A 22392-nucleotide genomic window follows, 5' to 3' on the forward strand; every position below is an offset into this window, starting at 1 on the left:
ACGAGCGTCCCTAAGAAAGACCCGGTATGAACTGCACGACGAGGTCGATGAGCTTGATGCCGATGAACGGCACGATCAGTCCGCCCAGGCCGTAGACCAGCAGGTTGCGCCGCAGCATCGACGAGGCCGAGGACGGGGTGTACCGCACCCCGCGCAGCGCCAGCGGGATCAGCGCGATGATCACCAGCGCGTTGAACACGACGGCCGAGACGATCGCCGACTCGGGCGAGTGCAGCCGCATGATGTTCAGCCCGTCCAGGCTGGGATAGGCGACCACGAACATCGCCGGGATGATCGCGAAGTACTTGGCCACGTCGTTGGCGATCGAGAACGTGGTCAGCGCGCCCCGGGTGATCAGCAGCTGCTTGCCGATCTCGACGATCTCGATGAGCTTCGTCGGGTTCGAGTCGAGGTCCACCATGTTGCCGGCCTCCTTGGCGGCCGACGTCCCGGAGTTCATCGCCACGCCGACGTCCGCGGCGGCCAGCGCCGGGGCGTCGTTCGTGCCGTCCCCGGTCATCGCGACGAGCTTCCCGCCCTCCTGCTCGCGCTTGATGAGATTCATCTTGTCCTCGGGCGTGGCCTCGGCCAGGAAGTCGTCGACCCCGGCCTCGTCGGCGATCGCCTTCGCGGTGAGCGGGTTGTCGCCGGTGATCATCACGGTCCGGATGCCCATCCGGCGCAGCTCGTCGAACCGCTCCTTCATCCCGCTCTTGACGACGTCCTTGAGGTGGATGACGCCCAGCGCCCGGGCCGGCGCGCTCCCGTCCCGGGACGCGACGACCAGCGGCGTCCCACCGGCGGCGCTGATCCCGTCGACCACCGATCCGAGCTCGGCCGCGACCGAGCCTCCGTGGTCGCGGACCCAGCGGAGCACCGCCGACGCGGCCCCCTTCCGGACCACCCGGCCGTCGGCCAGGTCGACGCCGGACATCCGGGTCTCGGCCGTGAACGGCACGAACGTGGCACCCTCGACCGGCGCGGCCCGCAGCGCGTACTCCCGCTTGGCGAGGACGACGATCGAGCGCCCCTCGGGGGTCTCGTCGGCCAGGCTGGAGAGCTGCGCGGCCTCGGCCAGCTGCCCCGGCGACACGTCGCCGACCGGCACGAACTCGGTCGCCTCCCGGTTGCCCAGCGTGATCGTCCCGGTCTTGTCGAGCAGCAGCGTGTTGACGTCGCCGGCGGCCTCGACCGCGCGGCCGGACATCGCGAGCACGTTGCGCTGGACCAGCCGGTCCATGCCGGCGATGCCGATCGCCGAGAGCAGCGCGCCGATCGTCGTCGGTATCAGGCAGACGACGAGCGCGACCAGCACGATCAGCGGCTGCGACGCCCCGGCGAACGCGGCGAACGGCTGCAGGGTCGCCACCGCCAGCAGGAACACGATCGTGAGGCTGGCCAGCAGAATGTTCAGCGCGATCTCGTTCGGCGTCTTCTGCCGGGACGCGCCCTCGACGAGCGCGATCATCCGGTCGATGAAGCTCTCGCCGGGCTTGGCCGTGATCTGGACGACGATCCGGTCGGAGAGGACCCGGGTGCCGCCGGTCACCGCGCTGCGGTCGCCGCCGGACTCCCGGATCACCGGCGCGGACTCACCGGTGATCGCCGACTCGTCGACGCTGGCCACGCCCTCGACGACGTCCCCGTCGCCCGGGATAACCTCACCGGCCACCACGACGACCAGGTCGCCGGGCAGCAGTGCGGTCGCGGCGACCTCCTCGGTCACCGCCCCGCCGGCGTCGGTCCGGTCGCCGACGACCCGCTGGGCCACGGTCTGCGTCTTCGTCCGGCGCAGGGTCTCGGCCTGGGCCTTACCCCGGCCCTCGGCGACGGCCTCGGCCAGGTTCGCGAAGACGACGGTCAGCCCGAGCCACACCGCGACGACGATCGAGAACACGCTCGGATCGAGCACCGCGAAGACCGTCGAGATCACCGAGCCGATCTCGACCACGAACATCACCGGCGTCCGCACCATGATCCGCGGGTCCAGCTTGCGCAGAGCGTCCGGAAAGGAAGTGAGCAGCAGTTTCGGGTCGAGCAGACCGCCGCCGACGCGGCGCGAGGTGGGTTGGACCTCCGCCGGAGGCGGAGACAGAAGCGTGGTCATGAGAGCCCCTCCGCGAGCGGGCCGAGAGAGAGTGCGGGGAAATAGGTGAGGCCGGTGACGATGAGGATCACGCCGACGAGCAGCCCGACGAAGAGCGTGCGGTGGGTCGGCAGCGTGCCCGCGGTCACCGGGACCGGCTGTTGCCGGGCCAGCGAACCGGCCAGCGCGAGGACGAAGATGATCGGCAGGAACCGGCCGACCAGCATCGCCAGTCCGATCGCGGTGTTGTAGAACGGCGTGTTCACCGACAGGCCGGCGAACGCGCTGCCGTTGTTGTTGCCGCCGGAGGCGAACGCGTACAGCACCTCGGAGAACCCGTGCGGCCCGTCGTTGAGCATCGAGCCTCGGGTCGACGCGAACGCCATCGCCAGCCCGGTCCCGACCAGCACCGCCATCGGCGTGGCCAGGATGTAGAGCGAGACGAGCTTGATCTCCCGGCTCTGGATCTTCTTGCCGAGGTACTCGGGGGTGCGCCCGACCATCAGCCCGGCGATGAACACGGCCAGGATCGCCATGATCAGGATCCCGTAGAGGCCGGAGCCGACGCCGCCCGGCGCGATCTCGCCGAGCAGCATGTTCAGCAGCACGATGCCGCCGCCGAGCGCGGAGAACGAATCGTGGAACGAGTTCACCGCGCCGGTCGAGGTCCCGGTCGTGGCCGTGGCGAACAGCGCCGAGCCGGGGATGCCGAAGCGGACCTCCTTGCCCTCCATCGCGCCCGGGAAGTGGGCCTCCAGCGCCCACACACCGGCCAGCGCCAGCGTGAAGATCGTCGTCATCACGCCGAGGATCGCCAGGCCCTGACGCCGGTCACCGACCAGCCGGCCGAACGTCCGGGTGATCGCGACCGGGATCAGCAGGAGCAGGAAGATCTCGAACCAGTTCGTGAACGCGTTCGGGTTCTCGAACGGGTGGGCCGAGTTCGCGTTGAAGAACCCGCCGCCGTTCGTGCCGAGCTCCTTGATCGCCTCCTGGGACGCGATCGGGCCGCCGGGCACCGCCTGGGTGCCGCCGGCCAGCGTCGTCACGTCGTGCGGGGACGCCAGGCTCTGCACCGCCCCGGCCGCGACCAGCACCAGCGTCGAGACGACGGCGATCGGCAGCAGGATGCGGAACGAGCTCCGGAACAGGTCGACCCAGAAGTTGCCGAGCCGGTCGGTGCCCTTCCGGGTGAACCCGCGGATCAGCGCGACCGCGACCGCCATCCCGACCGCGGCCGAGGCGAAGTTCTGCACGGCCAGCCCGGCCATCTGGACGAGGTGGCCCATCGTGGCCTCGCCCGAGTACGCCTGCCAGTTCGTGTTCGAGACGAAGCTCGCCGCGGTGTTGAACGCCAGGGCCGGGTCGACGCCCGGGAACCCGAGCGCCAGCGGCAGGCTGCCCTGGACGCGTTGCAGCAGGTAGAGGGCCAGCACGCCGACCGCGGAGAACGCGAGCACGCTGCGCAGGTAGACCGGCCAGCGCTGGTCGGCGTCGGGGTCGACGCCGACCGCCCGGTACAGCAGCCGCTCGACCGCGAAGTGCCGGTCGGACGCGTACACCCGGGCCATGTAGTCGCCCAGGAACTTCCAGGCGAACCCCAGCGCGACGACGAGCGCCAGGACCTGCAGTGCGCCGGCCATCAGAACCGCTCCGGCAGCACGAGCGCGACGAGCAGGTACCCGATCAGCAGCACCGACGCGACGAGCCCGACGACGTTCTCGGCGCTCACAGCCGCTCCACCCCTCGCGCGACGAGCGCCGCGAGCCCGAAGAACGCGACGGTGAGGGCCACAAAGGCCAGGTCAAGCATGGCGAACACTCCAAGAGCGGTGGTTCGGGCATCGGCTTGATGCCCGCACCGAAAGTGAACGCCGCCCACATCGGGCCGCCGCTTTCCTTGACGCTCCCTTGACGCCCGCCGTCTCCGCCTTGACGGTTCCCTGACACGCAGAAGCCCGGCGCCACCTCGGCACCGGGCTTCTGAACGACCGCCTACTCCTGGTTGGCCGCCTGCTCGACCACCTCGCGGGGCAGTTGCAACGGCAGCGGGTCGCGCACCGGCATCGCGTCGTCACCCCGGACGACGACCACCTGGCGCACCGACTCGGTGAGCTGCGGGCCGGCGTCGGGGTCGGCCGCGGCCGCGCCGGTGAACGTCGCCCGCAGGAACCACCGGGGTCCGTCCACGCCCACGAACCGCAGCAGTTGCTTGCTGCCGTCCGGCACCTTCACCATCGCCCGCAGCTCGGGGCCGAACTCGCCGTGCTCGTGCTCGACGACACCGCCGTCGGCCCGGATGCCGGCCTCGAGCTCGTCGCGCACCTCGTCCCAGATGCCCTCGGTGCGCGGGGCCGCGAACGCGGCCAGCTCGAGTGCGCTGGTGCCGTCGGTCAGCACGACCGAGGCCACCTGGCCCTGCTGGTTGGCCTCGACCCGCAGCTCGACGTCCGTGAGCGTCGGGACCCGGAGTGCTCCCAGGTCGACGCGCTGGACGTCGTCAGCCGGGACCGTTTCGGCATCCCACGGACCGTTCCCGGAGTCCTGCTCGATCTCCACGGCCTCGAGCTCTTCCTCCCGGCCGTCCGCCGCGTGCCGGCCACGCCGACGTCGAAACACCCCTTACTCCTCTCCTGCGGGCACCAGATCGCGGTGCCCTCCGGTCGAGCCGTGGCCGCCCGTTCCCCGGACCGATTCCGGCAGCGCGGACGCCACCCGGAACGCGGCCCGCTCGACGCGCTGCACCACGAGCTGAGCGATCCGGTCGCCTCGCGCGAGTGTCACGGTCTCGGTGGGATCGAGGTTGATGAGGTTCACCTTGATCTCCCCCCGGTATCCAGCATCGACGGTACCGGGTGCGTTGACGATCGAGACCCCGAACCGCGCGGCCAGACCGGACCGCGGGTGGACGAACCCGGCGTAGCCCTCGGGCAGCGCGATGGCCACTCCGGTCGCCACGAGCGCGCGCTGGCCGGGAGCGAGCGTGACGTCCTCGGCGGTCACCAGATCGGCACCGGCGTCGCCCGGGTGCGAGTAGGCCGGTGGGGGCAGATCGGGGTCGAGCAGCTGCACGAGCACTTCGACGGACATCAGGTTCCTCAGATCGTGGGCAGGGCCGTCGGCGACGATACCCAGCTCCCGCCCTAGGCTGGCGCTATGCCAACCCGACCGGCCGTCGACACCCTGACCTACCGGGAGCGCTGGACCGTCCCGTGGTGGGGCTGGGTCGGCGCGGTAGCGGTCTGTCTGCTCCTCGCGGCCGAGATCCACCTCGGGTACAGCGGGGTCCGCTCCTGGCTCCCCTACGTCGTTCTGGTGCCGTTGGCCGTGGTCAGCGTCGGGGCGCTGAGCCGGATCACGGTCTCGGTCGACGACGACGAGCTGCGCGTCGACGACGCCCACATCCCCCGGCGGTTCCTGCTCGCCGCCGAGGCCCTGGACGCCGAGGCCCGGCGCGAGGCACTCGGCCCCGAGCTCGACCCGGTCGCGTTCGTCGTCCACCGGCCGTGGGTGCGCGGCACCGTCCGGGTCTATCTGGACGACCCGGACGACCCGACGCCGTACTGGATCTTCTCGTCCCGGCGGCCGGAGAAGCTGCTGGCCGCCCTCGACCTGCCGCTCCCGGCGCCCGAAGAGGCGGCTTAGCGCAGCGCTTTGCGGGCCTGTTTGCGCAGGTCCTCGCGCACTTCGTCGCCGAGCTTGCGGGTGGCCCGGCGGTTGAGCTCGGCGCCGATGGCCGCGCCGGTCAGCAGCGGGCCTAGCGTCGTCAGATTGCGTCCCATCCGGCGCAGCAGCCGGTCGCGCAGCTCCTTGCGCAGACCCGCACCGAGCACGGTGGAGAACCCGCGTCCGGCCTGCAGCAGCGTGACGCCACGGCGGCGGGCCCAGGCGGTCAGCAGCGCGCTGGCCCGCTCGCTGGCCGATCCCTGCACCGGGACGCCGTAGACCTCGTGCAGCTCGGCCAGCATCTTGACCTCGACCGCGACGACCGCGGCAGTCTCGACGGTGAGCAGCACCGGCGTCGAGAGCAGGGCCGGCGGCGCGGTCCACTCGACCGCCGCCACGCTGCCACCGGCGGCGCCGATGCCGGCCGTGGTGCGGGAGGCGTTGCGGATGATCGCGTCGGCGAGATCCTCACCGGACTTGCCGTCGTAGTGGCGGCGCAGCGTGTCCAGGTCGCGAATGGCCAGGTGGGGCACGGCGGCGATCACGAGATCGGCGCCCCAGTTGGCGGCGGCGCGAGGGCCGCGGAACGCGCGTCCGGCGCTCTTGCCGAGGCCGGTCACCGCGCGGCCGAGCAACTTCCGGCGGTCGGCGGGCTCGAGGTCCGAGTCGGCCAGTCCGGCCAGCGCGTCGGCGGTCTGGGGAGAGACGCTGCCGGTCGTGTCCGCATCGGTCTCGACGGACGACGCCGGGTCAGCAGGCTTGTTGTTCTCTTGCGGTGTGGTCATGGCGGCGATCCCTCGGGGTGAGCGGGGCGAGTGCCGGCGCGGTACCGACGATTGTCGGATACCCGCGCCAGTGGCACCGTCCTTGCTCTACCCCGAACGGTCGGGGGACTACCCCCCGGATCCCCGACCGTCCCATGTTCTCTGCGACCCGCCGAGGGGTCAGGCCGCGCATTCGGTGCAGACGTACTGGCCGTTCTTCTCTTCGGCCAGCTGGCTGCGGTGGTGGACGAGGAAGCACTGCGAACAGCGGAACTCGTCGTTCTGCATCGGCAGAACCTTGACCGTGAGCTCCTCGCCGGACAGGTCAGCGCCCGGCAGTTCGAAACCCTCGGCAACCTCAGCCTCGTCGACGTCCACACTGCCGGACTGCGAATCGGTCCGGCGTGCCTTCAGCTCCTCGAGGCTGTCCTCGCCGATCTCCGATTCCTCGGTTCGACGTGGCGCGTCGTAGTCGGTGGCCATCGTGTCCTCTTCTTTCGTTCTGGTTGACAGCCCGGATCACGCCGTCAACGGCCAGGCTCCCCGGCCAGGTAGGAAACCCGTTCGACCCGGCGAGCGCGGAACCTTACCGTTTCCAGCGCCCCTAATACGCACAGCCCACCGGATGTGTTCCCGATGTGATCGAGGTGACACCGATGCCCGTCTTTCCTGCACCGGCACCTGCCGGTCTCGTCGCTTCCATCGGAGGACGGCGCAGCCGGGCCCGTCTCCGCCGCCTCGGATGGTCGGACGAATGGGACGCACGGTACCGGATGGCTACGGCAACTGGCAGATCCCCCACGACGCCGGATTCCCGGGTCGCGGATGGGCACCTTACCCAATGGATCGGCGAAATCGGGGGCACCGGACCTCGCCGTTCACCAGGCGGGACGCCGACCGTACGCGGATACGCCGAACCGCCGTACCGGAAGTGGCCGGGAGTGACTCCTGTGCCGGGCCGGGTCGCCGGGATCGACGACTCCGGGTGCCGCTGTCTGACCGCGGCCGGGCCGGTGCTCGCGCTGCCGGGCCCCGACGTCGTCCCGGTCGTCGGGGATTGGGGCCTGCTGACCGGTGACGACCTGGTCGCGGTGCTGCCGCGGGCGTCCGCGGTCCGGCACGGCCGCGGTCCGGACGACGTCCGCGGGGAGGTGCTGGCGGCCAACGCCGACGTCGTGCTGGTCGTGGTCGCGTTCGCCGACGGGCTGACGCCCGAGCCGATCGAGCGGCTGCTCGGACTGGCCGCGGCGAGCGGCGCGGCTCCGGTGCTGGTGCTCAGCCAGGTCGACCGGGCCCCGGACGGTCCGCGGTTGCGGTCCGTGCTCGCCGATCTGGCCGTGCTCGCCGAGGGCTGTCCGGGCACCCCGGTCGTCGGCGTCAGCACCGTGCCGGGCCACCCGGGCGAGGCCGGTCTGGCCCGCCTACGGCGGCTGCTCCCGGTCGCGACGACCGCGGCGGTCATCGGTGCACCCGGGGCCGGAAAGACCACGCTGGTGGACGTCCTGGGAGGCCGGAATATCGAGGCCGGGCATCCGGACGGCGGGCGTGCGGGAGCCGGACACCCGGGCGGCGGGCGTCCCGGCGGGGGGCTGGTGCCGCTGCCGGGTGGGGGCGTTCTGCTGGACACCCCGGGGTGCCCGGCGGGCGGGCCGGGCGGTGGCGCCGACTGGCTGGCCGAGCGTTACCTGATCCGGTCGCGGGCGGCGTCCCGGGCCCGGTGGCGGGCCGGTCCGCGGGGCCGCCGGGGCCTGGCCGGCGGCGCCTGACCGAGTTACCGGCCACCACCCCGTTCCCGGGTGATCACCCGAGATGACCCGGGACGCTACAGTCTCGACCCATGACGACCGGGGTGGTGGGGCGGTGAGCCTGGCGCGAGTCAGGGCGCTGACGGTAATCGGGGTATTGGCGCTGGTCGCCGTCATCACAGTGGTGTGGGCGATCGTCACCGACGACCAGACCGGAACGACAGCGGCCGGGTGTAACACCGTTTCGACGAAGATCCCCGAGCCGAAGCAGGTCAAGGTCCGGGTCTACAACGGTACGGACGAGGCCGGGCTGGCGCAGAAGGTCCAGAAGGCGCTGAAGCAGCGCGGGTTCCAGGTGATCGCGGTGGGCAACGACCCGCAGGGCGAGCCGGTCACCCAGACCGCGCAGATCCGCTACGGGCCCACCGGCGCCGGCGCCGCCCAGCTGCTCCAGGCGACGGTCCAGGGCAGCGTCATCGTCGACGACGCCCGGGAAGACAACTCCGTGGACGTGGTGCTGGGCATCGCGTACAAGGACCTGACCAAGGCCGAGGACATCCCGGCCGCCCTGGAGAGCCTGGAACCCCTCCAGCCGTCGGCCAGCCCGGGGGTCTGCTAACCGGCCAGCAGATCGTGGAGCTCGCCGTGGATGGACGGCGGGGCGACCAGCGTCATGCCGGGGCCGGCGGGTTCGCCGCGCAGGCCGGTGACGAGCAGCCCCGCCTCCTCGGCGACCAGGCCGCCGGCCGCGCTGTCCCAGGCGTTCAGGCCCTGCTCGTAGAACGCGTCGAGCCGTCCCTCGGCGACCGCGCACAGGTCGAGGGCGGCCGACCCGATCCGGCGGATGTCCCGGATCCGCGGCAGCAACCGCACCAGCACCTCGGCCTGCCGCCGACGCCGTTCGGCGGCGTAGCCGAACCCGGTGCCGATCAGCGCCCGGCCGAGGTCCGTGACGCCCGACCCGCTCAGGCGTTTCCCGTCCCGCCAGGCCCCACCGCCCCGGACGGCCGTCCATTCCTCACCGGTCACGACGTTGCGCACGACCCCGGCGACCACGGTTCCGTCGACCTCGGCGGCCAGCGAGACCCCGTAGGCCGGAATTCCGTAGACGAAATTGACCGTCCCGTCGATCGGGTCGAGCAGCCAGCGCACCGCATCGGGATCGGCCTTTTCTCCGACCGGGCGGAAGCCGCCTTCCTCGCCCAGCACCAGATCGCCCGGCCGCGCCGCCGCCAGGCCTTCCACGACCAGCCGCTCGGCCGCCCGGTCGGCCTCGGTGACCGGGTCGGTCGGCGTCGATTTGGTCTCGATCGACGTCACCGCGGCCGCGCGCATTTCGCCGACCAGAGTGGCCGCGCGGCGCACCGATTCGACGGCGAGACTCAGCAGTTCGGTTGATTCGGGTGTCGCCATTCTCGGTCGTACTCCTCGCTGAATCGATCGCTGAATCGTTCCGTCCGGGTCACGGCGAATCTTGCCTCGTGGCGGTCGTGGCCAGAACACCGGAACCCGACGTACAGTCCACGACGGCGCGAAGCCCTGCCAGGCCGGGCGGCCCCCACCAATCGGACGGAACGGTATGGACCGACGGTGGGGACCGACTCCCGCAACCCGGCGGTACAATTCGTTGCCAGCCGCCGGGAAGTAATCGCCCCGGAGGACGCTCCTGGAGATCAGCCCCCCGGTCAGTACCTTGACCGGTGAGGTGTGTGCCCCGCCGCACCGACACGTGGAAGGTCACTTCGTGACAGACGCCGACCGCACCCCTCCGCGGGCCGACATCGTCCGTTCCCTCGTCGACACGCTGACAGCGCGGGCGGGTGATACCGCCTCTCTCACCTCCAACGAGGTGGCGCGGGTGCTCGGCGGTGCGGGTGTTTCGCCCGCCCAAGGGAAGAAGATCCTGCAGGGCCTGTCGATGGCGGGTGTCACCGTCGTGGTCGACGGCTCCGCGGATCCTCGCCCGACCCGCCGGCGAGTAGCCGCCGCCCGCTCGGCCACCACGCCGGCGTCGAAGGCGACGACCGCCAAGGCCGCCCGGCCCGCGGCCCCCGCCGCTGCGGCGACCGCGGCCGCCGAGGCTCCGGCCACCCCGACGCCGACCCCCCGTCCGTCGAAGCGCACCGCGGCCAAGAAGGCGGCCCCGGCCGCCGCGGCCGCCGCCGGCGCCAAGCCCGCCGAGGGCGCGCCCACCGACGGCCCGCCGGCCGAGGGCCTGACCGTCGACGAGCCGATCGTTCTCGCCGACGGCGAGGAAGAGGAGTTCGCGTTCGACGAGGAAGAGGAGGAGTCGGAGGCGCTGAAGCAGGCGCGCAAGGACGCCGAGCTCACCGCGTCGGCCGACTCGGTCCGGGCCTACCTCAAGCAGATCGGCAAGGTCGCGCTCCTCAACGCGGAAGAGGAGGTCGACCTCGCGAAACGCATCGAGGCCGGTCTCTACGCGGCCGAGCGCATGCGCCAGGGCGAAGACCGCGGCGAGAAGATGGTGACGCAGCTCCGCCGCGACCTGCTCTGGATCATCCGCGACGGCGAGCGGGCCAAGAACCACCTGCTCGAGGCCAACCTCCGGCTCGTCGTCTCGCTGGCCAAGCGCTACACCGGCCGGGGCATGGCGTTCCTGGACCTGATCCAGGAGGGCAACCTCGGTCTGATCCGCGCGGTCGAGAAGTTCGACTACACCAAGGGCTACAAGTTCTCGACGTACGCCACCTGGTGGATCCGGCAGGCGATCACCCGGGCGATGGCCGACCAGGCCCGGACGATCCGTATCCCGGTGCACATGGTCGAGGTCATCAACAAGCTCGGCCGCATACAGCGTGAGCTGCTCCAGGACCTGGGCCGCGAGCCCACCCCGGAAGAGCTGGCCAAGGAAATGGACATCACCCCGGAGAAGGTGCTGGAGATCCAGCAGTACGCCCGGGAGCCGATCTCGCTCGACCAGACGATCGGCGACGAGGGCGACAGCCAGCTCGGCGACTTCATCGAGGACTCCGAGGCCGTGGTTGCGGTCGACGCGGTCAGCTTCACGCTGCTGCAGGACCAGCTCCAGTCCGTGCTCCAGACACTGTCGGAGCGCGAGGCCGGCGTCGTGCGGCTGCGGTTCGGCCTGGCCGACGGGCAGCCCCGGACGCTGGACGAGATCGGTCAGGTCTACGGGGTCACCCGGGAGCGGATCCGGCAGATCGAGTCGAAGACGATGTCGAAGCTGCGTCACCCGTCCCGGTCGCAGGTGCTTCGCGACTACCTCGACTGAGTCACTAGTCCGTTACTTACCGTAACGAGACGGCACCTGCTCCAGGTGCCGTCTCGTCCGGTTTCCGAGGCTCGTATCGGGTCGTGAACGGCGGGGAAACCGCCCAACCAGGGCCTGAACGGGTCCTGTCGGCGTGTTCCAACTTGGTGACCGGCGCATGTCCAAACGGCGTTTGAGCGGTCGTTTCACGGCATATATCCCGGATGTACGGGACGTGTTTGGGCGCCCCCGGATGTCTGTCCGAGATCCGATCTCCGCGAAGCGCATTCGCGTGGCACTCTGGTGGTGGAGCCGCCGGATATCGTGCCCGGCGGCTTCGGGACTCTTGGTCACTCGCTGTGTGACATGGAACATGGCGGTGGATCAGGAACGTCTCAGCACACTGATGTGTTGGACGATGTGTGAGCGGTAAGAACATCGAACAGCACGGTGAGAGCAGAGGAGGAGGCCAATGACCCCGACCCTGACCCCGCCGCCGACCGAGGCGCCGTCAGCTGGCGAGCGTTGTGACCGGTGCGGTGCGGCTGCCAAGGTCCGGGCAGTTCTGCCCGGCGGCGGCGACCTCGTCTTCTGCGGACATCACGGAGCCAAGTACGCCAAAGACCTCGAAAAGGTCGCGGTTCAAATTCTCCGTGCAGAGGACTAAGTCCAGCCAAACGACTAACGCCCCCGGCCCTGTTGGGCCGGGGGCGTTGTCGTTGTTCTGACCTGGAGCCCGCCGAGGGCGGCGCTGACATCCGCGCCACTCGACGCCGCGTACTGGTCGTACTCAAGTCGGGTGGCGCGGCTGTCAGCGTCGTTCTCGGCGGGCCGCCCACTAAGACCAGGTTTGGATGGTGGCGATTCTTTCCTCCAGCTGTTCGATGGAGGCTTGGGCGCTCGGGGGGCCTCCGCAGAGGCGGCGTAGTTCGGCGTGGATCTGGCCGTGGGGTCGGTTCGTGCGGTGGTGCTGGGCCGCGACCAGCGTATTGAGCTGCTTGCGCAGGGACTGGCGCCGGACGAACGTCGACGTCGGCACCGCCTCGGGCTCGGGGACATCCGGACCCTGGGCGGCCCTGGCCTTCTTCTGGGCCGCCACCTGGTCGGCCTGCCGCTTCGACAGCAGCGTCGCGATCTGGTCCGAGGTCAGCAGCCCGGGCAGCCCCAGGTACTCCTCCTCCTCGGCCGTGCCGGGCGCGGCCCCGGTGCCGAACGACGCACCGTCGTAGATCACCTGGTCGAGGTGCGCGGACGCCGACAGCGCGGTGAACTTCGGCTTGTCGTCGGTGTCCTCGTCCTCCTGCTTGTTGGCCGCCGCGACCAGGTCGTCGTCGAGCAGCTTCTCCCGGTGCGGGCGGTCGAGGACGTGGTCGCGCTCGACCTCCATCTCGCCGGCCAGCCCCAGCAGCACCGGGACGCTGGGCACGAAGATCGTCGCGGTCTCCCCCGTCCGGCGGGCCCGGACGAAGCGCCCGATCGCCTGGGCGAAGTACAGCGGGGTGCTGGCGCTGGTCGCGTAGACGCCGACCGCGAGCCGCGGGATGTCGACGCCCTCCGACACCATCCGCACCGCGACCATCCAGCGGTCTTCCGACGCCCCGAACGCGGCGATCTTGGCGCTGGCCGTGCCGTCGTCGGAGAGCACGACGACCGGCGCCTTCCCGGTGACCTTCCGCAGCAGGTCGGCGTAGGCCTTGGCGGAGGCGTGGTCGGTCGCGATGACCAGCCCGCCGGCGTCGGCCATGCCGTGCCGGCGGATGACCGTGAGCCGGGCGTCGGCGGCCCGCAGCACCTGGGGCATCCAGTCGCCGCGAGGATCGAGTGCGGTGCGCCAGGCCTGGGCGGTCTGTTCGGCCGTCAGCGGCTCGCCCAGGCGGGCGGTGAGCTCCTCGCCCGCGCTGGTGCGCCACTTCGCCTCACCCGAGTAGGCCAGGAACAGCACCGGCCGGACGACGTTGTCGCGCAACGCGTCCGCATAGCCGTAGTTGGAGTCGGAGCGGGAGCGGGTCAGGCCGTTGCGGTCGCGCTCGTACTGCACGAACGGGATCGGGTTCGCGTCGGACCGGAACGGAGTTCCGGTCAGCGCGAGACGGCGGGTGGCCGGCTCGAACGCCATCCGGACGCCCTCACCCCAGGTGCGGGAGTCACCGGCGTGGTGGATCTCGTCGAGGATCACCAGCGTCGGCCGGGCCGTGACCCGGCGCCGGTGGATCGCCGGGTACAGCCCGACCTGGGCGTACGTGACGACGATGCCGTGGAAGTCGGCCGACGTGATGCCGGTGGACGAGAACGTCGGGTCGAGCTGGATACCCACCCGGGCCGCGGCCTGGGCCCACTGGGTCTTCAGGTGCTCGGTCGGCGCGACGACCGTGACCTGGCTGACCGTACGGTCGGCCAGCAGCTCGGCCGCGATCCGCAGCGCGAACGTCGTCTTGCCCGCGCCGGGGGTCGCGACCGCGAGGAAGTCCTGCGGTGACCGGCGGAGATACTCGACCAGCGCCTTGCGCTGCCAGACCCGCAGCGGCGGAGCCGCTCCCCCGACGGTGCCCACGCCCGCGTTCACTGGGTTCGCCGTCAAACCTCAACCTCCACGCCAGGGACCGAACACCAGTGCGCCCCCGGGCGGCTGAACGCGGCGCGAGGGCTGGACCGAGCGTACCCGCCCGGGTTGCGGGATGATGGAAGACGAGCACGACATGGGTCGGACGCGACGCCGTGACCTTTACCCCGTAGCGTGAATGGTTGACATGGTCACACTCCCCGCCGGGCGCGCCGCGCGCCTGAGAGCCGCGGCGAATCGCTTCGTCCGCGCGCTTCTCGGCCCGGCGTACGGGCCGGTGGCGGCTACTCTCCGTCCGATCGTGACGACGCTGCGGCTGCTGCGCGCGACCGTGGCCAAGGCCTGGCAGGACCGCATCCTCGGGCTCTCGGCCGAGGCCGCGTTCTGGCAGCTGCTCTCGGTGCCGCCGCTGATGCTCGCGGTCCTCGGCGTGCTGGGGTACGCCGGGCGCTGGACCGGCACCGACCTGATCGACCGCACCGAGGCGCACGCGCTGCGGCTGACCGCCCGGCTGGTCAGCCCGAGCGTCCAGCACGAGGTCGTGACGCCGATCGTGTCCGAGCTGCTGCGCCACGGACGCGGTGGGGTGGCCACGGTCAGCATCGTGCTGGCGCTGTGGGCCGGCTCGTCGTCGACCGCGACGTTCGTCAACACGGTGTCGATCGCCTACGGGCAGCGGGAGCTGCGTGGCGCGGTGCGGAGCCGGCTGCTGGCGCTCTGGCTCTACATCTGCACGCTAGCGACGGCCACCGTGGCGGTGCCGCTGGTGATCCTGGGTCCGGACTTCCTGGTCGCCCGTCTCCCGGACGGCTGGCACAGCGCAGCCGAGGCGATCATCCGGCTGGCCTACTGGCCGCTGACCGCGGCGATCGTGTTCGTCGCGCTCTCGGCGTTCTTCCACTACGCGACGCCGACGAGGCTGCGCTGGCGACGGGCGCTACCCGGTGCGGCGCTGGCGCTGCTGCTGTTCGTCGGGCTGTCGTGGGTGCTGCGCCTCTACATCGGCCACATCGGCAACCAGATCCTGGTCTTCGCCACGCTGGCCGCGCCGATCGTCGCGCTGCTGTACTTCTACGTGCTGGCGTTCGCGGTGCTGCTCGGCGCCGAACTCAACGGGACGCTCGAGCAGCTGTACCCGGCCGGCTCACGCCCCCGGCACCTGCACCGGATCGCACGGGCCGGCCGCCGGCTGGCCGCGGCCGTCCGCGGAGAACGTCCGCCGAAGGTCGACGACCGCACCGAGCTCGAGCACGATGCCGACGCCCGCAAGGACGAGGCCGAAGCCGAGGACTCCCCCAGGCCGGTCGGCCGGGTCGCCGAACCGGCCCCGGTGGGTGCTTACTTGTCGCCGCCCTTGGGCAGCGACTCGTAGATCTCCTTGCAGGCCGGGCAGACCGGCGAGTTCGGCTTCGGGGACTTCGTCACGGGGAAGACCTCGCCGCACAGCGCCTGGACCATGTTGCCCATGACCGCGCTCTCGGCGATCTTGTTCTTCTTCACGTAGTGGAAGACCTCGGGGCCGTTGTTGGTCTCGCGCTCCTTGATCTCCGGCCGCTCGAGCGTCTCGGTGGCTCCCACGGTGCTTCCTCTCCAGGTGGTCGACGGAACGCCCCCCATTCTGCCGCATGCCTGCCCGGTCTCCCGCGTAAGAGGACGCTTATCGCCAGGAGTTACGGTGTTTGCGTGGAGATCGAACCCCCGCTCGGGCGCTACCGGATCCGGCTCGGCGCTGACGTCGCGGAAGCACTCGGCACCGGCGCGCCGGTCGTCGCGTTGGAGAGCACGATCCTGTCCCACGGGCTGCCCCGTCCGCGCAACCTGGAGGTGGGCGCCGAGATCGAGCGCACGGTCCGGGCCACCGGCGCGGTGCCGGCCACGATCGGCGTGCTCGGTGGGGAGATCTGCGTCGGCCTGGACGCGAAGCAGCTCGAGCACCTGGCCCTGACCGACGGCGTCGCCAAGGCCAGCGTCCGGGACCTGCCGGTCGTGGCGGCCAAGCGGCTCGACGGCGCGACAACGGTCGCGAGCACGGCGGCGATCGCGGCCGCCGTCGGCATCCCGGTGTTCGCCACCGGCGGCCTCGGCGGCGTCCACCGCGACGCGTCGACGACGTTCGACGAGTCGGCCGACCTGGGCGCGCTGGCCCGGACCCCGATCGCGGTGGTCTGCGCGGGCGTGAAGTCGATCCTGGACGTGCCGGCGACGCTGGAACGGCTGGAGTCGTCCGGGGTGACCGTCCTCGGGTACCGCACCGACAGGTTCCCGGGCTTCTACCTCTCGGACTCGGGCTACCCGATCGGCTGGCGGGCCGAGAACCCGGAGGAGATCGCCGACGTGCTCCGCGCGGCCCGCGAGCTGAAGCTGGGCTCGGGCGCGGTCGTCGTCGCGAACCCGCTGCCGGTCGACGAGCAGCTCGACCCGGCGCTGCACGACCGGGTCCTGCGGGAGGGGCTGGCCGGGCTCGAGCGCGACCACGTCACCGGCAAGGACGTGACGCCGTACCTGCTGGCGCACTTCCACGCGTCGACCGAGGGCGCGAGCCTCACCGTGAACACCCGGATCATCCTGCGTAACGCGGAACTGGCAGGGCGGATCGCGGTGGCGTTCGCCGGGTCCCGTACGGTCTCCGCGTGATCCCTCGCTCCCGCACCGGTTGCTGACCCCGCGATGAGCGCTCAGGCGGGGCGGGTGGTCGTCGTCGGCGACCTGGCGACCGACATCGTCATCCGCACCGAGGGGCCACCCGCGGTGGGCTCCGACCGCCCGGCGCAGATCCGGTACTCCGGTGGCGGCGCGGCCGCCAACACCGCCGTCTGGCTGGCCCGGGCCGGCGTCCCGGTGACGCTGGCCGCCCGGGTCGGCGACGACGCACCGGGCCGGGACCGGATCGCCGAGCTGATCGCGGCCGGGGTCGACCCCGCGGTGGCGATCGACACCGACCTGCCGACCGCGTCGATCGCCGTGCTGGTCGACGGCGACGGCGAGCGGACGATGTTCCCCGACCGGGCGGCGGCCGACCGACTCGACGCCGCCGACGTCACCGCGGCGGTCGAACGCCCGGACGTCCGGCACCTGCACCTCTCCGGCTACGCGCTGCTGGACGCCGGATCGCGCAAGGCCGGGCTGGCCGCGCTGGAGACCGCGGGCCGGCGCGGGATCACGATCTCGGTGGACGCCGCCTCGGCCGCGCCGCTGGAGGCGGTCGGCCCGTCGCGGTTCCTGGGCTGGGTGGCCGGGGTCGATCTGCTGCTGGCCAACGCGGCCGAGGCGGCCGTGCTGACCGGGCTGGCCGATCCGTCCGTGTCGGCGGCCCGGCTGGCCACGTCGGTGCGGGTCGCGGTCGTGAAGGACGGCGCCGGTGGGGCCTGGTGGCGCGGCGAGAGCGGGGCGGCCTGGGTGGCCGCCGAACCGGCCCGGAGGGTCGTCGACTCGACCGGGGCCGGTGACGCGTTCGCAGCCGGCCTGCTGGCGGCCTGGCTCAGCGGAGCCGGGCCGGCCGGCGCCCTGGCCGCCGGGGCCCGCGCCGGCACGCTCGCGGTGGGCCTCCCGGGTGCGAGGCCCTAGTCGTCGTGGTTGATGACCCGGGCGGTCGAGGGCGGTAACTCGCGCGACTCCAGTTCCAGCGGGGCTTCGGTCTCGGCGCTCAGCGCCCGGGCGCTCGACGGCGTCCGCTTGAAGCGGTTCCGGAACCGGTTCTCCTCGCGAGGCGGACGGTCGTTCGCGAGCATCACCGCCATCCACGGGAACACGCACATCCCGATCGTCAGGATGACCACCCAGGCCAGCGCGTACGGCACGTCCAGGCTGACCAGGACCGCCGCCAGGATCAGGCAGAACACTCGCAGCGACATCAGGCCGAAATACTGCATCTGGCGCCGGCGGAGCTGGTCGGCCGGGCTCTGTTCGGCCCCGGTGATCACCTCGACCCGCGGTCGCCGTGATTGCACGCGATCCACCCGCTTCGTTTGCTAGCCGTTCCCTCCATCGTTGCACCGCGCATCCGGGTGCGCCACGCGAGTCAGGCCGAGGCGGGCTGAATCCTCTTGCCGTTGTTCACCGGGCTCGCTTCGACCGGGGGCAACCCGATCAGGCGACGGCAGGCGTCCACGCCCTCGCACTCGACCTGGGCCAGCCCGTAGCCCTGCCGGTGCAGCGCCCAGCGCTCCCGGGTCAGCCGCGACCACAGCATGTGGGTGACGACCCCGTCGTGCACCTCGTACGTGTCACCGCTCGGGCTGTACCCCAGCGACCGGGTGACGCCCAGCGCGGCGTCGTTGCCCTCGGCCGACTGGCTCTCCACCGCGACCGCCCCGAAGCCCTCGAACGCGAGGTGCAGCGCGAGCGCGCGCATCGCCTTGCCGTGCCCCTGCCGTCGGTGCTCGGCCCCGAGCCAGGACGACGTCTCGACGATCCGGCGGCGCGGGAAGTCGTCGGCCATCAGGTCCTGCTGGCCGACGAGGACGCCGTCGACGTAGGCGGCCAGGCAGATCCGCCACTGCGTCGGGGCCAGCTCGGCCCGCGCGCGCCAGATCTGGCGCAGCACGGCCTGGGCGGCGACCTCGCCGGGCGTCGTGACGCCGCTGATCGGCAGCGACGGGTCGTGCCCGGCCTCCGGCGGCACCAGCGCGGCCAGCGCGGGCAGGTCCTCGTCGGTGGGTGGGCGCAGTTCGATGTTCCCGGCTCGCACGCGGAGACCGGCCAGCGGCCAGAGCGAGGGGTCGGCACAGCTCACTGAGCAGCCTCCTTGGCCTTGGCCTTCGCCGCCTTCTTGAACTCCCGGACCGCCTGCAGGGTCTCCGGACCGGTCACGTCGGCGACCGACCGCGTCGACCCGTCCTCGCCGTAGGCGCCCGCGGCCTCGCGCCAGCCCGCCGGCCGGACGCCGAGCTGCTTGCCGAGCAGCGCGACGAAGATCTTCGCCTTCTGCTCCCCGAAGCCGGGCAACGCCTTCACCCGCTTCAACAGCTCGGCCCCGGACGTCGCCGTGGTCCACAGCCGGGCGGTGTCGCCGTCGTAGTCGTCGACCAGCAGCGTGGCCAGCGTCTGGACCCGCGCGGCCATCGACTGGGGATACCGGTGCAGGGCGGGAGGCGTCGCGAACAGCGCGGCGAACTCCTCCGGGTCGAAGGCGGCGATCGCCGCCGGATCCAACCGCGAGACGCCCATCCGGGTGGCCAGCAACCAGGGGGAGCCGAATGCCCGCTCCATCGGGAACTGCTGGTCGAGGAGCATGCCCACCAGCAAGGCCAGCGGGTCGTCGGCCAGGAACGCGTCGGCGTCGACGTCCTGGCTCAGCCGCAGCGTCACCATGGGACCAGCGTGCCACGCCGGACCCCCTCCGCTCCCCCGGGGGCGCCGGAGACTCGGGAGCGGGAGAGGATGGGCCGGTGACCGATCCGCTGCTCTCGCCCGACCAGATCGACGCCCTGCGTACCGCGCTGCGGAACGCGGAGTTCACTCCGACGGGGGTCGCCGACTACCTCGGCGAGACCGCGAGCGGGGCGCTCGGCCGGGGCGAGTTCCTCGCGGTCCGGCACACGATCCGGGACCGCGGCGACGACGACCCGCGCGGCACGCTGATCGATCTGTTCCCGACCGGCGGAATCGTTTCCGAGAAGGCCGCCGATACCGCTTTCGGCGCATTCGGCCTGGCCCGGGCAATCTCCACCGGCCTGGTCGAGAAGGTAGGAGACGGGATCCGCGCCGCGATCGATCTGTCCCCTTACGGGGACGACGACGGTGACTGGTGGGTGCTGTCCGACCTCGGTTCGGACGTCCGTCCCGGGCCCGTCCGGAGCGACCACGTGCTCGGGATCGGGGGTGCGTCGCTGACGCTGGCGCAGTCGACGGTACGACCCCGGGTCCGAAGTGCCCTGGATCTGGGCACCGGTTGCGGCGTGCAGGCGCTGCACCTGTCCCGGCACGTCGACGGGGTGACTGTGACGGATCTCTCGGAGCGCTCGGTGCGGTTCGCGGTGACCAACGCGGCCCTCAACGGCTTCTCCTGGGAGGCGCTGCAGGGTGATCTGGCCGCGCCGGTGGCCGGACGCCGGTTCGACCTCGTCGTCAGCAACCCGCCGTTCGTCGTCGGCCCCCGCCGGGGCGAGGCCGAGCGCATGGTCTACCGCGATTCCGGACGCGAGGGCGACGGCATCTGTGCCGAGCTGGTCGCCGCGCTGCCGGGCCTGCTGAACCCGGGCGGCTACGGGCAGCTGCTGGCGAACTGGCTGCACGTCGAGGGCGAGCCGTGGGAGGAGCGGGTCGGCGGCTGGCTCGCCGCGACCGGGCTCGACGCCCACGCCGTCCAGCGCGAGGCCCTCGACCCGGCCGGGTACGTGGCCCTCTGGCTCCGCGACGCCGGCGAGCTCACCGGGGCCGAAGCCGCCCGCCGCACCGGCGAGTGGCTCGACTGGTTCACCGAGAACCGCATCGACGCGGTCGGCTTCGGGCTGATCAGCGTCCATGCGGCCGGGTCGGACCAGCCGGTCGTCCGGGTCGAGGAGGCGATGCAGGAGCACGACGCGGTGCTCGGCCCGGAGGTCGCGTCCTGGTTCGAGCGGGTGGCTTTCGTCCGGGGCGCGGACCTGCTGCGCGAACGATTCGTGGCGGCACCGGGGCTGCGGCTGCGCCAGATCGCCTCCCACTCCGAGGACGGGTGGGAGGTGGACCAGCAGATCCTGGCCCTGGAAACCGGCTGGCGCTGGTCGCAGGAGGTCGACCCGGTGGCGGTGGCGCTGGTCGGCGGGTGCGACGGCACGGTGACCCTCGGCGACCAGATCACGGTGCTCGCGGCCGCCTACGAGGCCGAGCCGATCGCCTTCGCCACGGTCGCGATTCCTCTGGTGGGGCGGATGGTCGAGCGCGGCCTGCTGCTCCCCGCGTCATGAGGGCCGTCGTGCAGACCGTCTCCGAGGCGTCGGTCACCGTCGACGGCGAGGTCGTCGGGGCGATCTCGGACGGGTTGCTGGTGCTCGTCGGCGTCGCCCGCACCGATACGGACGCTCAGGCCGCGCTGCTCGCCCGCAAGGTCCACGACCTGCGCATCCTGGACGGGGAGCGGTCGGCGGCGGACGTCGGGGCGCCGCTGCTCGTCGTCAGCCAGTTCACGCTCTACGGCAACACCGACAAGGGACGGCGGCCGTCCTGGAACGCGGCGGCACCGGCCGAGCAGGCCGAGCCGCTCGTGGACGCGGTCGTGGCCGCGCTCCGGGAGCGGGGCGCCAAGGTCGAAACCGGGCGGTTCCGGACCCATATGCTGGTCGCCTCGGTCAACGTCGGCCCGCAGACGATTCTGCTCGAGGTTTAAGGGCGCTTAAGACCGGAACGAAGCCCCGTTAAGGCCTGGCTCGTCGATTCGGTCATAGCTGGGCCCCCTAGCTTCTGTTGCGACGGGATCGCTATTACCGTGCCGTTTCATGGACGACGTGGCGCTTGTGGCTGCGGTGCAGCGCGGTGACGAAGAAGCGCTGGCCGACCTGTTCGAGGAGTGTCACGGCTGGACGTACTCCACCTGCCTGAACGCCCTTCGTGACCCGGACGCCGCGCAGGAGGCCACCGCGCGGGTGTTCGAGGTGTCGGTGCGGACGCGGCTGGCCGGGGCCCGGGAATTACGTCCGGCGATGCTGCGGCTGATCCACGACGCCTGCCTCGAGGTCGAGCAGGAGCTGGGCAAGAAGCGCTGGCTCCGTCGCAAGGGCGAGCAGCCGCCGGCCGCGCCGGACCCGAAGGAGCTGCGGCTGGTCGCCTGGCGGGCCGCGGGGGACCTCAGCGGGCCGGACCGGATCCTGTTCGCGCTGTCGGCCGGGGCCGGGCTGACCGTCGCCTCGATCGCCGCGGCCATCGACGCCGAGAAGCCGGCCGCGGTCGCCAAGCGGCTCGACGCGATCCGCGAGCACGTGGTGGCCGACGTCCTGGCCGCGCGGTCGCTGGACGACTGCCCGGAGCTGCGGGACACGCTGCGGTACTCGGCCAAGGAGCCCGACGACGCGGCCCGGAAGAAGGTGCACGCGCACGTCGGTGGCCGGGGGAAGACGCCGGCCTGCCCGAAGTGCGCCAAGGCCTACGAGCGCTGGCCGCTGCCCGCGCTGGCTGCCCTGCTGCCGCTGACCGCGGTGCCGGTGGGGCTGAACGACGTGGTGCTGGATCGGATGGAGCGCGCGCTGCGGGCCGTGGAGGACGCCAGCACCGACGTGATCCCGATCGTCGACACCGGGAGCTACGCGGTCATCGACGCCGCGACCGGCGTCGTCATCGACCCCGAGCCGAAGGCCGCCCCCGGCGGCCGCCACGCGGAACCCGCTGCCACCCCGGCCACCGCGGCCAGCGCAGCCAGCGCGGCCG

At 71.9% G+C, this 22392-nt stretch carries 24 protein-coding genes; 11 read left to right on the top strand and 13 right to left on the bottom strand.

The annotated features are described in order from the left end of the window. Nucleotides 1-10: 10 nt before the first annotated feature. The 5 genes from kdpB to dut form a co-directional block, all read right to left on the bottom strand. The gene (gene kdpB / locus FL583_RS30645; protein WP_142708346.1) at nucleotides 11-2107 is read right to left on the bottom strand and encodes a potassium-transporting ATPase subunit KdpB; all 2097 of its coding nucleotides are present in this window, start codon (nucleotides 2105-2107) and stop codon (nucleotides 11-13) included. After that, the gene (gene kdpA / locus FL583_RS30650) at nucleotides 2104-3729 is read right to left on the bottom strand and encodes a potassium-transporting ATPase subunit KdpA (RefSeq protein WP_142708347.1); all 1626 of its coding nucleotides are present in this window, start codon (nucleotides 3727-3729) and stop codon (nucleotides 2104-2106) included. Before kdpA ends, kdpB begins: the two co-directional genes overlap by 4 nt. Then, on the bottom strand, nucleotides 3729-3818 hold the full coding sequence (locus FL583_RS30655; protein WP_142708348.1) for a potassium-transporting ATPase subunit F: 90 nt from the start codon (nucleotides 3816-3818) through the stop codon (nucleotides 3729-3731). The genes kdpA and FL583_RS30655 overlap by 1 nt, the downstream gene beginning before the upstream one ends. A 262-nt stretch (nucleotides 3819-4080) precedes the next feature. Then, nucleotides 4081-4704: a DUF3710 domain-containing protein gene (locus FL583_RS30660; protein WP_142708349.1), complete on the bottom strand. Its 624-nt coding sequence runs from the start codon at nucleotides 4702-4704 to the stop codon at nucleotides 4081-4083. 3 nt (nucleotides 4705-4707) lie between these two features. Then, a complete protein-coding gene (gene dut, locus FL583_RS30665; protein WP_142708350.1) occupies nucleotides 4708-5175 on the bottom strand; it encodes a dUTP diphosphatase in 468 nt (155 codons plus the stop codon). 66 nt (nucleotides 5176-5241) lie between these two features. Here dut and FL583_RS30670 point away from each other — a divergent pair, with 66 nt between their 5' ends. Beyond that, entirely contained in the window at nucleotides 5242-5730 is a 489-nt protein-coding gene (locus FL583_RS30670) for a DUF3093 domain-containing protein (protein ID WP_142708351.1), read from the top strand. Here FL583_RS30670 and FL583_RS30675 read toward each other — a convergent pair. Together FL583_RS30675 and FL583_RS30680 are read right to left on the bottom strand one after the other, a co-directional pair. Next, nucleotides 5727-6536: a hypothetical protein gene (locus tag FL583_RS30675; RefSeq protein WP_205752599.1), complete on the bottom strand. Its 810-nt coding sequence runs from the start codon at nucleotides 6534-6536 to the stop codon at nucleotides 5727-5729. The two genes, FL583_RS30670 and FL583_RS30675, sit on opposite strands and share 4 nt — an antisense overlap. Before the next feature lie 159 nt (nucleotides 6537-6695). Beyond that, on the bottom strand, nucleotides 6696-6998 hold the full coding sequence (locus FL583_RS30680; RefSeq protein WP_035856868.1) for a DUF4193 domain-containing protein: 303 nt from the start codon (nucleotides 6996-6998) through the stop codon (nucleotides 6696-6698). A 458-nt stretch (nucleotides 6999-7456) separates the two neighbouring features. Between FL583_RS30680 and rsgA the strand changes: the two genes are divergently transcribed. Together rsgA and FL583_RS30690 are read left to right on the top strand one after the other, a co-directional pair. After that, nucleotides 7457-8281 (top strand): GTPase RsgA, encoded by an 825-nt coding sequence (gene rsgA, locus FL583_RS30685; protein ID WP_170323951.1) that lies wholly within the window; start codon nucleotides 7457-7459, stop codon nucleotides 8279-8281. A 94-nt stretch (nucleotides 8282-8375) separates the two neighbouring features. Then, entirely contained in the window at nucleotides 8376-8879 is a 504-nt protein-coding gene (locus FL583_RS30690) for a LytR C-terminal domain-containing protein (protein WP_170323952.1), read from the top strand. Here FL583_RS30690 and FL583_RS30695 read toward each other — a convergent pair. Further along, entirely contained in the window at nucleotides 8876-9673 is a 798-nt protein-coding gene (locus FL583_RS30695) for an inositol monophosphatase family protein (RefSeq protein ID WP_142708354.1), read from the bottom strand. The genes FL583_RS30690 and FL583_RS30695 overlap by 4 nt on opposite strands. A 331-nt stretch (nucleotides 9674-10004) precedes the next feature. Between FL583_RS30695 and FL583_RS30700 the strand changes: the two genes are divergently transcribed. Both FL583_RS30700 and FL583_RS30705 read left to right on the top strand, forming a co-directional pair. Further along, on the top strand, nucleotides 10005-11513 hold the full coding sequence (locus FL583_RS30700) for an RNA polymerase sigma factor (protein WP_338081137.1): 1509 nt from the start codon (nucleotides 10005-10007) through the stop codon (nucleotides 11511-11513). A 451-nt stretch (nucleotides 11514-11964) separates the two neighbouring features. Continuing rightward, nucleotides 11965-12159: a DUF7455 domain-containing protein gene (locus tag FL583_RS30705; protein WP_142708356.1), complete on the top strand. Its 195-nt coding sequence runs from the start codon at nucleotides 11965-11967 to the stop codon at nucleotides 12157-12159. A 171-nt stretch (nucleotides 12160-12330) separates the two neighbouring features. Here the strand turns inward: FL583_RS30705 and FL583_RS30710 are convergent, their stop codons facing one another. Continuing rightward, complete coding sequence (locus tag FL583_RS30710; protein WP_142708377.1) at nucleotides 12331-14043, bottom strand: DEAD/DEAH box helicase; 1713 nt, start codon at nucleotides 14041-14043, stop codon at nucleotides 12331-12333. A 196-nt stretch (nucleotides 14044-14239) separates the two neighbouring features. Here FL583_RS30710 and FL583_RS30715 point away from each other — a divergent pair, with 196 nt between their 5' ends. Next, the gene (locus FL583_RS30715) at nucleotides 14240-15424 is read left to right on the top strand and encodes a YihY/virulence factor BrkB family protein (protein ID WP_170323953.1); all 1185 of its coding nucleotides are present in this window, start codon (nucleotides 14240-14242) and stop codon (nucleotides 15422-15424) included. Here the strand turns inward: FL583_RS30715 and FL583_RS30720 are convergent. Then, nucleotides 15391-15669 carry a DUF3039 domain-containing protein gene (locus tag FL583_RS30720; protein ID WP_142708358.1) on the bottom strand — a complete coding sequence of 93 codons (279 nt, stop codon included), beginning with the start codon at nucleotides 15667-15669 and terminating at the stop codon, nucleotides 15391-15393. The genes FL583_RS30715 and FL583_RS30720 overlap by 34 nt on opposite strands. A gap of 72 nt (nucleotides 15670-15741) precedes the next feature. Here FL583_RS30720 and FL583_RS30725 point away from each other — a divergent pair, with 72 nt between their 5' ends. Together FL583_RS30725 and FL583_RS30730 are read left to right on the top strand one after the other, a co-directional pair. Further along, nucleotides 15742-16686: a pseudouridine-5'-phosphate glycosidase gene (locus FL583_RS30725; RefSeq protein ID WP_142708378.1), complete on the top strand. Its 945-nt coding sequence runs from the start codon at nucleotides 15742-15744 to the stop codon at nucleotides 16684-16686. 33 nt (nucleotides 16687-16719) lie between these two features. After that, complete coding sequence (locus tag FL583_RS30730) at nucleotides 16720-17616, top strand: carbohydrate kinase family protein (RefSeq protein WP_142708359.1); 897 nt, start codon at nucleotides 16720-16722, stop codon at nucleotides 17614-17616. On the opposite strand, the gene FL583_RS30735 is transcribed toward FL583_RS30730, so the two are convergent. The 3 genes from FL583_RS30735 to FL583_RS30745 form a co-directional block, all read right to left on the bottom strand. Then, nucleotides 17613-17999, bottom strand: coding sequence for a DUF3099 domain-containing protein (locus FL583_RS30735; RefSeq protein WP_170323954.1), 387 nt, complete (start codon nucleotides 17997-17999; stop codon nucleotides 17613-17615). The genes FL583_RS30730 and FL583_RS30735 overlap by 4 nt on opposite strands. 71 nt (nucleotides 18000-18070) lie before the next feature. Next, nucleotides 18071-18784 carry a GNAT family N-acetyltransferase gene (locus tag FL583_RS30740; protein WP_142708361.1) on the bottom strand — a complete coding sequence of 238 codons (714 nt, stop codon included), beginning with the start codon at nucleotides 18782-18784 and terminating at the stop codon, nucleotides 18071-18073. After that, on the bottom strand, nucleotides 18781-19362 hold the full coding sequence (locus FL583_RS30745; protein ID WP_142708362.1) for an HhH-GPD-type base excision DNA repair protein: 582 nt from the start codon (nucleotides 19360-19362) through the stop codon (nucleotides 18781-18783). The genes FL583_RS30740 and FL583_RS30745 overlap by 4 nt, the downstream gene beginning before the upstream one ends. A gap of 77 nt (nucleotides 19363-19439) precedes the next feature. On the opposite strand from FL583_RS30745, the gene FL583_RS30750 reads away from it, so the two are divergent. The 3 genes from FL583_RS30750 to FL583_RS30760 all read left to right on the top strand — a co-directional run. Next, nucleotides 19440-20939, top strand: a complete 1500-nt coding sequence (locus tag FL583_RS30750; RefSeq protein WP_142708363.1) for a DUF7782 domain-containing protein — start codon at nucleotides 19440-19442, stop codon at nucleotides 20937-20939. Continuing rightward, nucleotides 20936-21358, top strand: a complete 423-nt coding sequence (gene dtd, locus FL583_RS30755; protein WP_142708364.1) for a D-aminoacyl-tRNA deacylase — start codon at nucleotides 20936-20938, stop codon at nucleotides 21356-21358. Before FL583_RS30750 ends, dtd begins: the two co-directional genes overlap by 4 nt. Before the next feature lie 109 nt (nucleotides 21359-21467). Further along, nucleotides 21468-22392 (top strand): RNA polymerase sigma factor (locus FL583_RS30760; RefSeq protein WP_142708365.1); only part of this gene is annotated, 925 nt, incomplete at its 3' end.

The sequence above is a fragment of the Cryptosporangium phraense genome, assembly GCF_006912135.1.
Taxonomy (GTDB): Bacteria; Actinomycetota; Actinomycetes; order Mycobacteriales; family Cryptosporangiaceae; genus Cryptosporangium; species Cryptosporangium phraense.

Coding starts and splice junctions, on each gene's coding strand:
- FL583_RS30680 (WP_035856868.1), bottom strand. CDS start 6,998: ATGGCCACCGACTACGACGCGCCACGTCGAACCGAGGAATCGGAGATC.
- FL583_RS30715 (WP_170323953.1), top strand. CDS start 14,240: ATGGTCACACTCCCCGCCGGGCGCGCCGCGCGCCTGAGAGCCGCGGCG.
- kdpB (WP_142708346.1), bottom strand. CDS start 2,107: ATGACCACGCTTCTGTCTCCGCCTCCGGCGGAGGTCCAACCCACCTCG.
- FL583_RS30705 (WP_142708356.1), top strand. CDS start 11,965: ATGACCCCGACCCTGACCCCGCCGCCGACCGAGGCGCCGTCAGCTGGC.
- FL583_RS30730 (WP_142708359.1), top strand. CDS start 16,720: ATGAGCGCTCAGGCGGGGCGGGTGGTCGTCGTCGGCGACCTGGCGACC.
- dtd (WP_142708364.1), top strand. CDS start 20,936: ATGAGGGCCGTCGTGCAGACCGTCTCCGAGGCGTCGGTCACCGTCGAC.
- kdpA (WP_142708347.1), bottom strand. CDS start 3,729: ATGGCCGGCGCACTGCAGGTCCTGGCGCTCGTCGTCGCGCTGGGGTTC.
- dut (WP_142708350.1), bottom strand. CDS start 5,175: ATGTCCGTCGAAGTGCTCGTGCAGCTGCTCGACCCCGATCTGCCCCCA.
- FL583_RS30745 (WP_142708362.1), bottom strand. CDS start 19,362: ATGGTGACGCTGCGGCTGAGCCAGGACGTCGACGCCGACGCGTTCCTG.
- FL583_RS30670 (WP_142708351.1), top strand. CDS start 5,242: ATGCCAACCCGACCGGCCGTCGACACCCTGACCTACCGGGAGCGCTGG.
- FL583_RS30675 (WP_205752599.1), bottom strand. CDS start 6,536: ATGACCACACCGCAAGAGAACAACAAGCCTGCTGACCCGGCGTCGTCC.
- FL583_RS30720 (WP_142708358.1), bottom strand. CDS start 15,669: ATGGGGGGCGTTCCGTCGACCACCTGGAGAGGAAGCACCGTGGGAGCC.
- FL583_RS30695 (WP_142708354.1), bottom strand. CDS start 9,673: ATGGCGACACCCGAATCAACCGAACTGCTGAGTCTCGCCGTCGAATCG.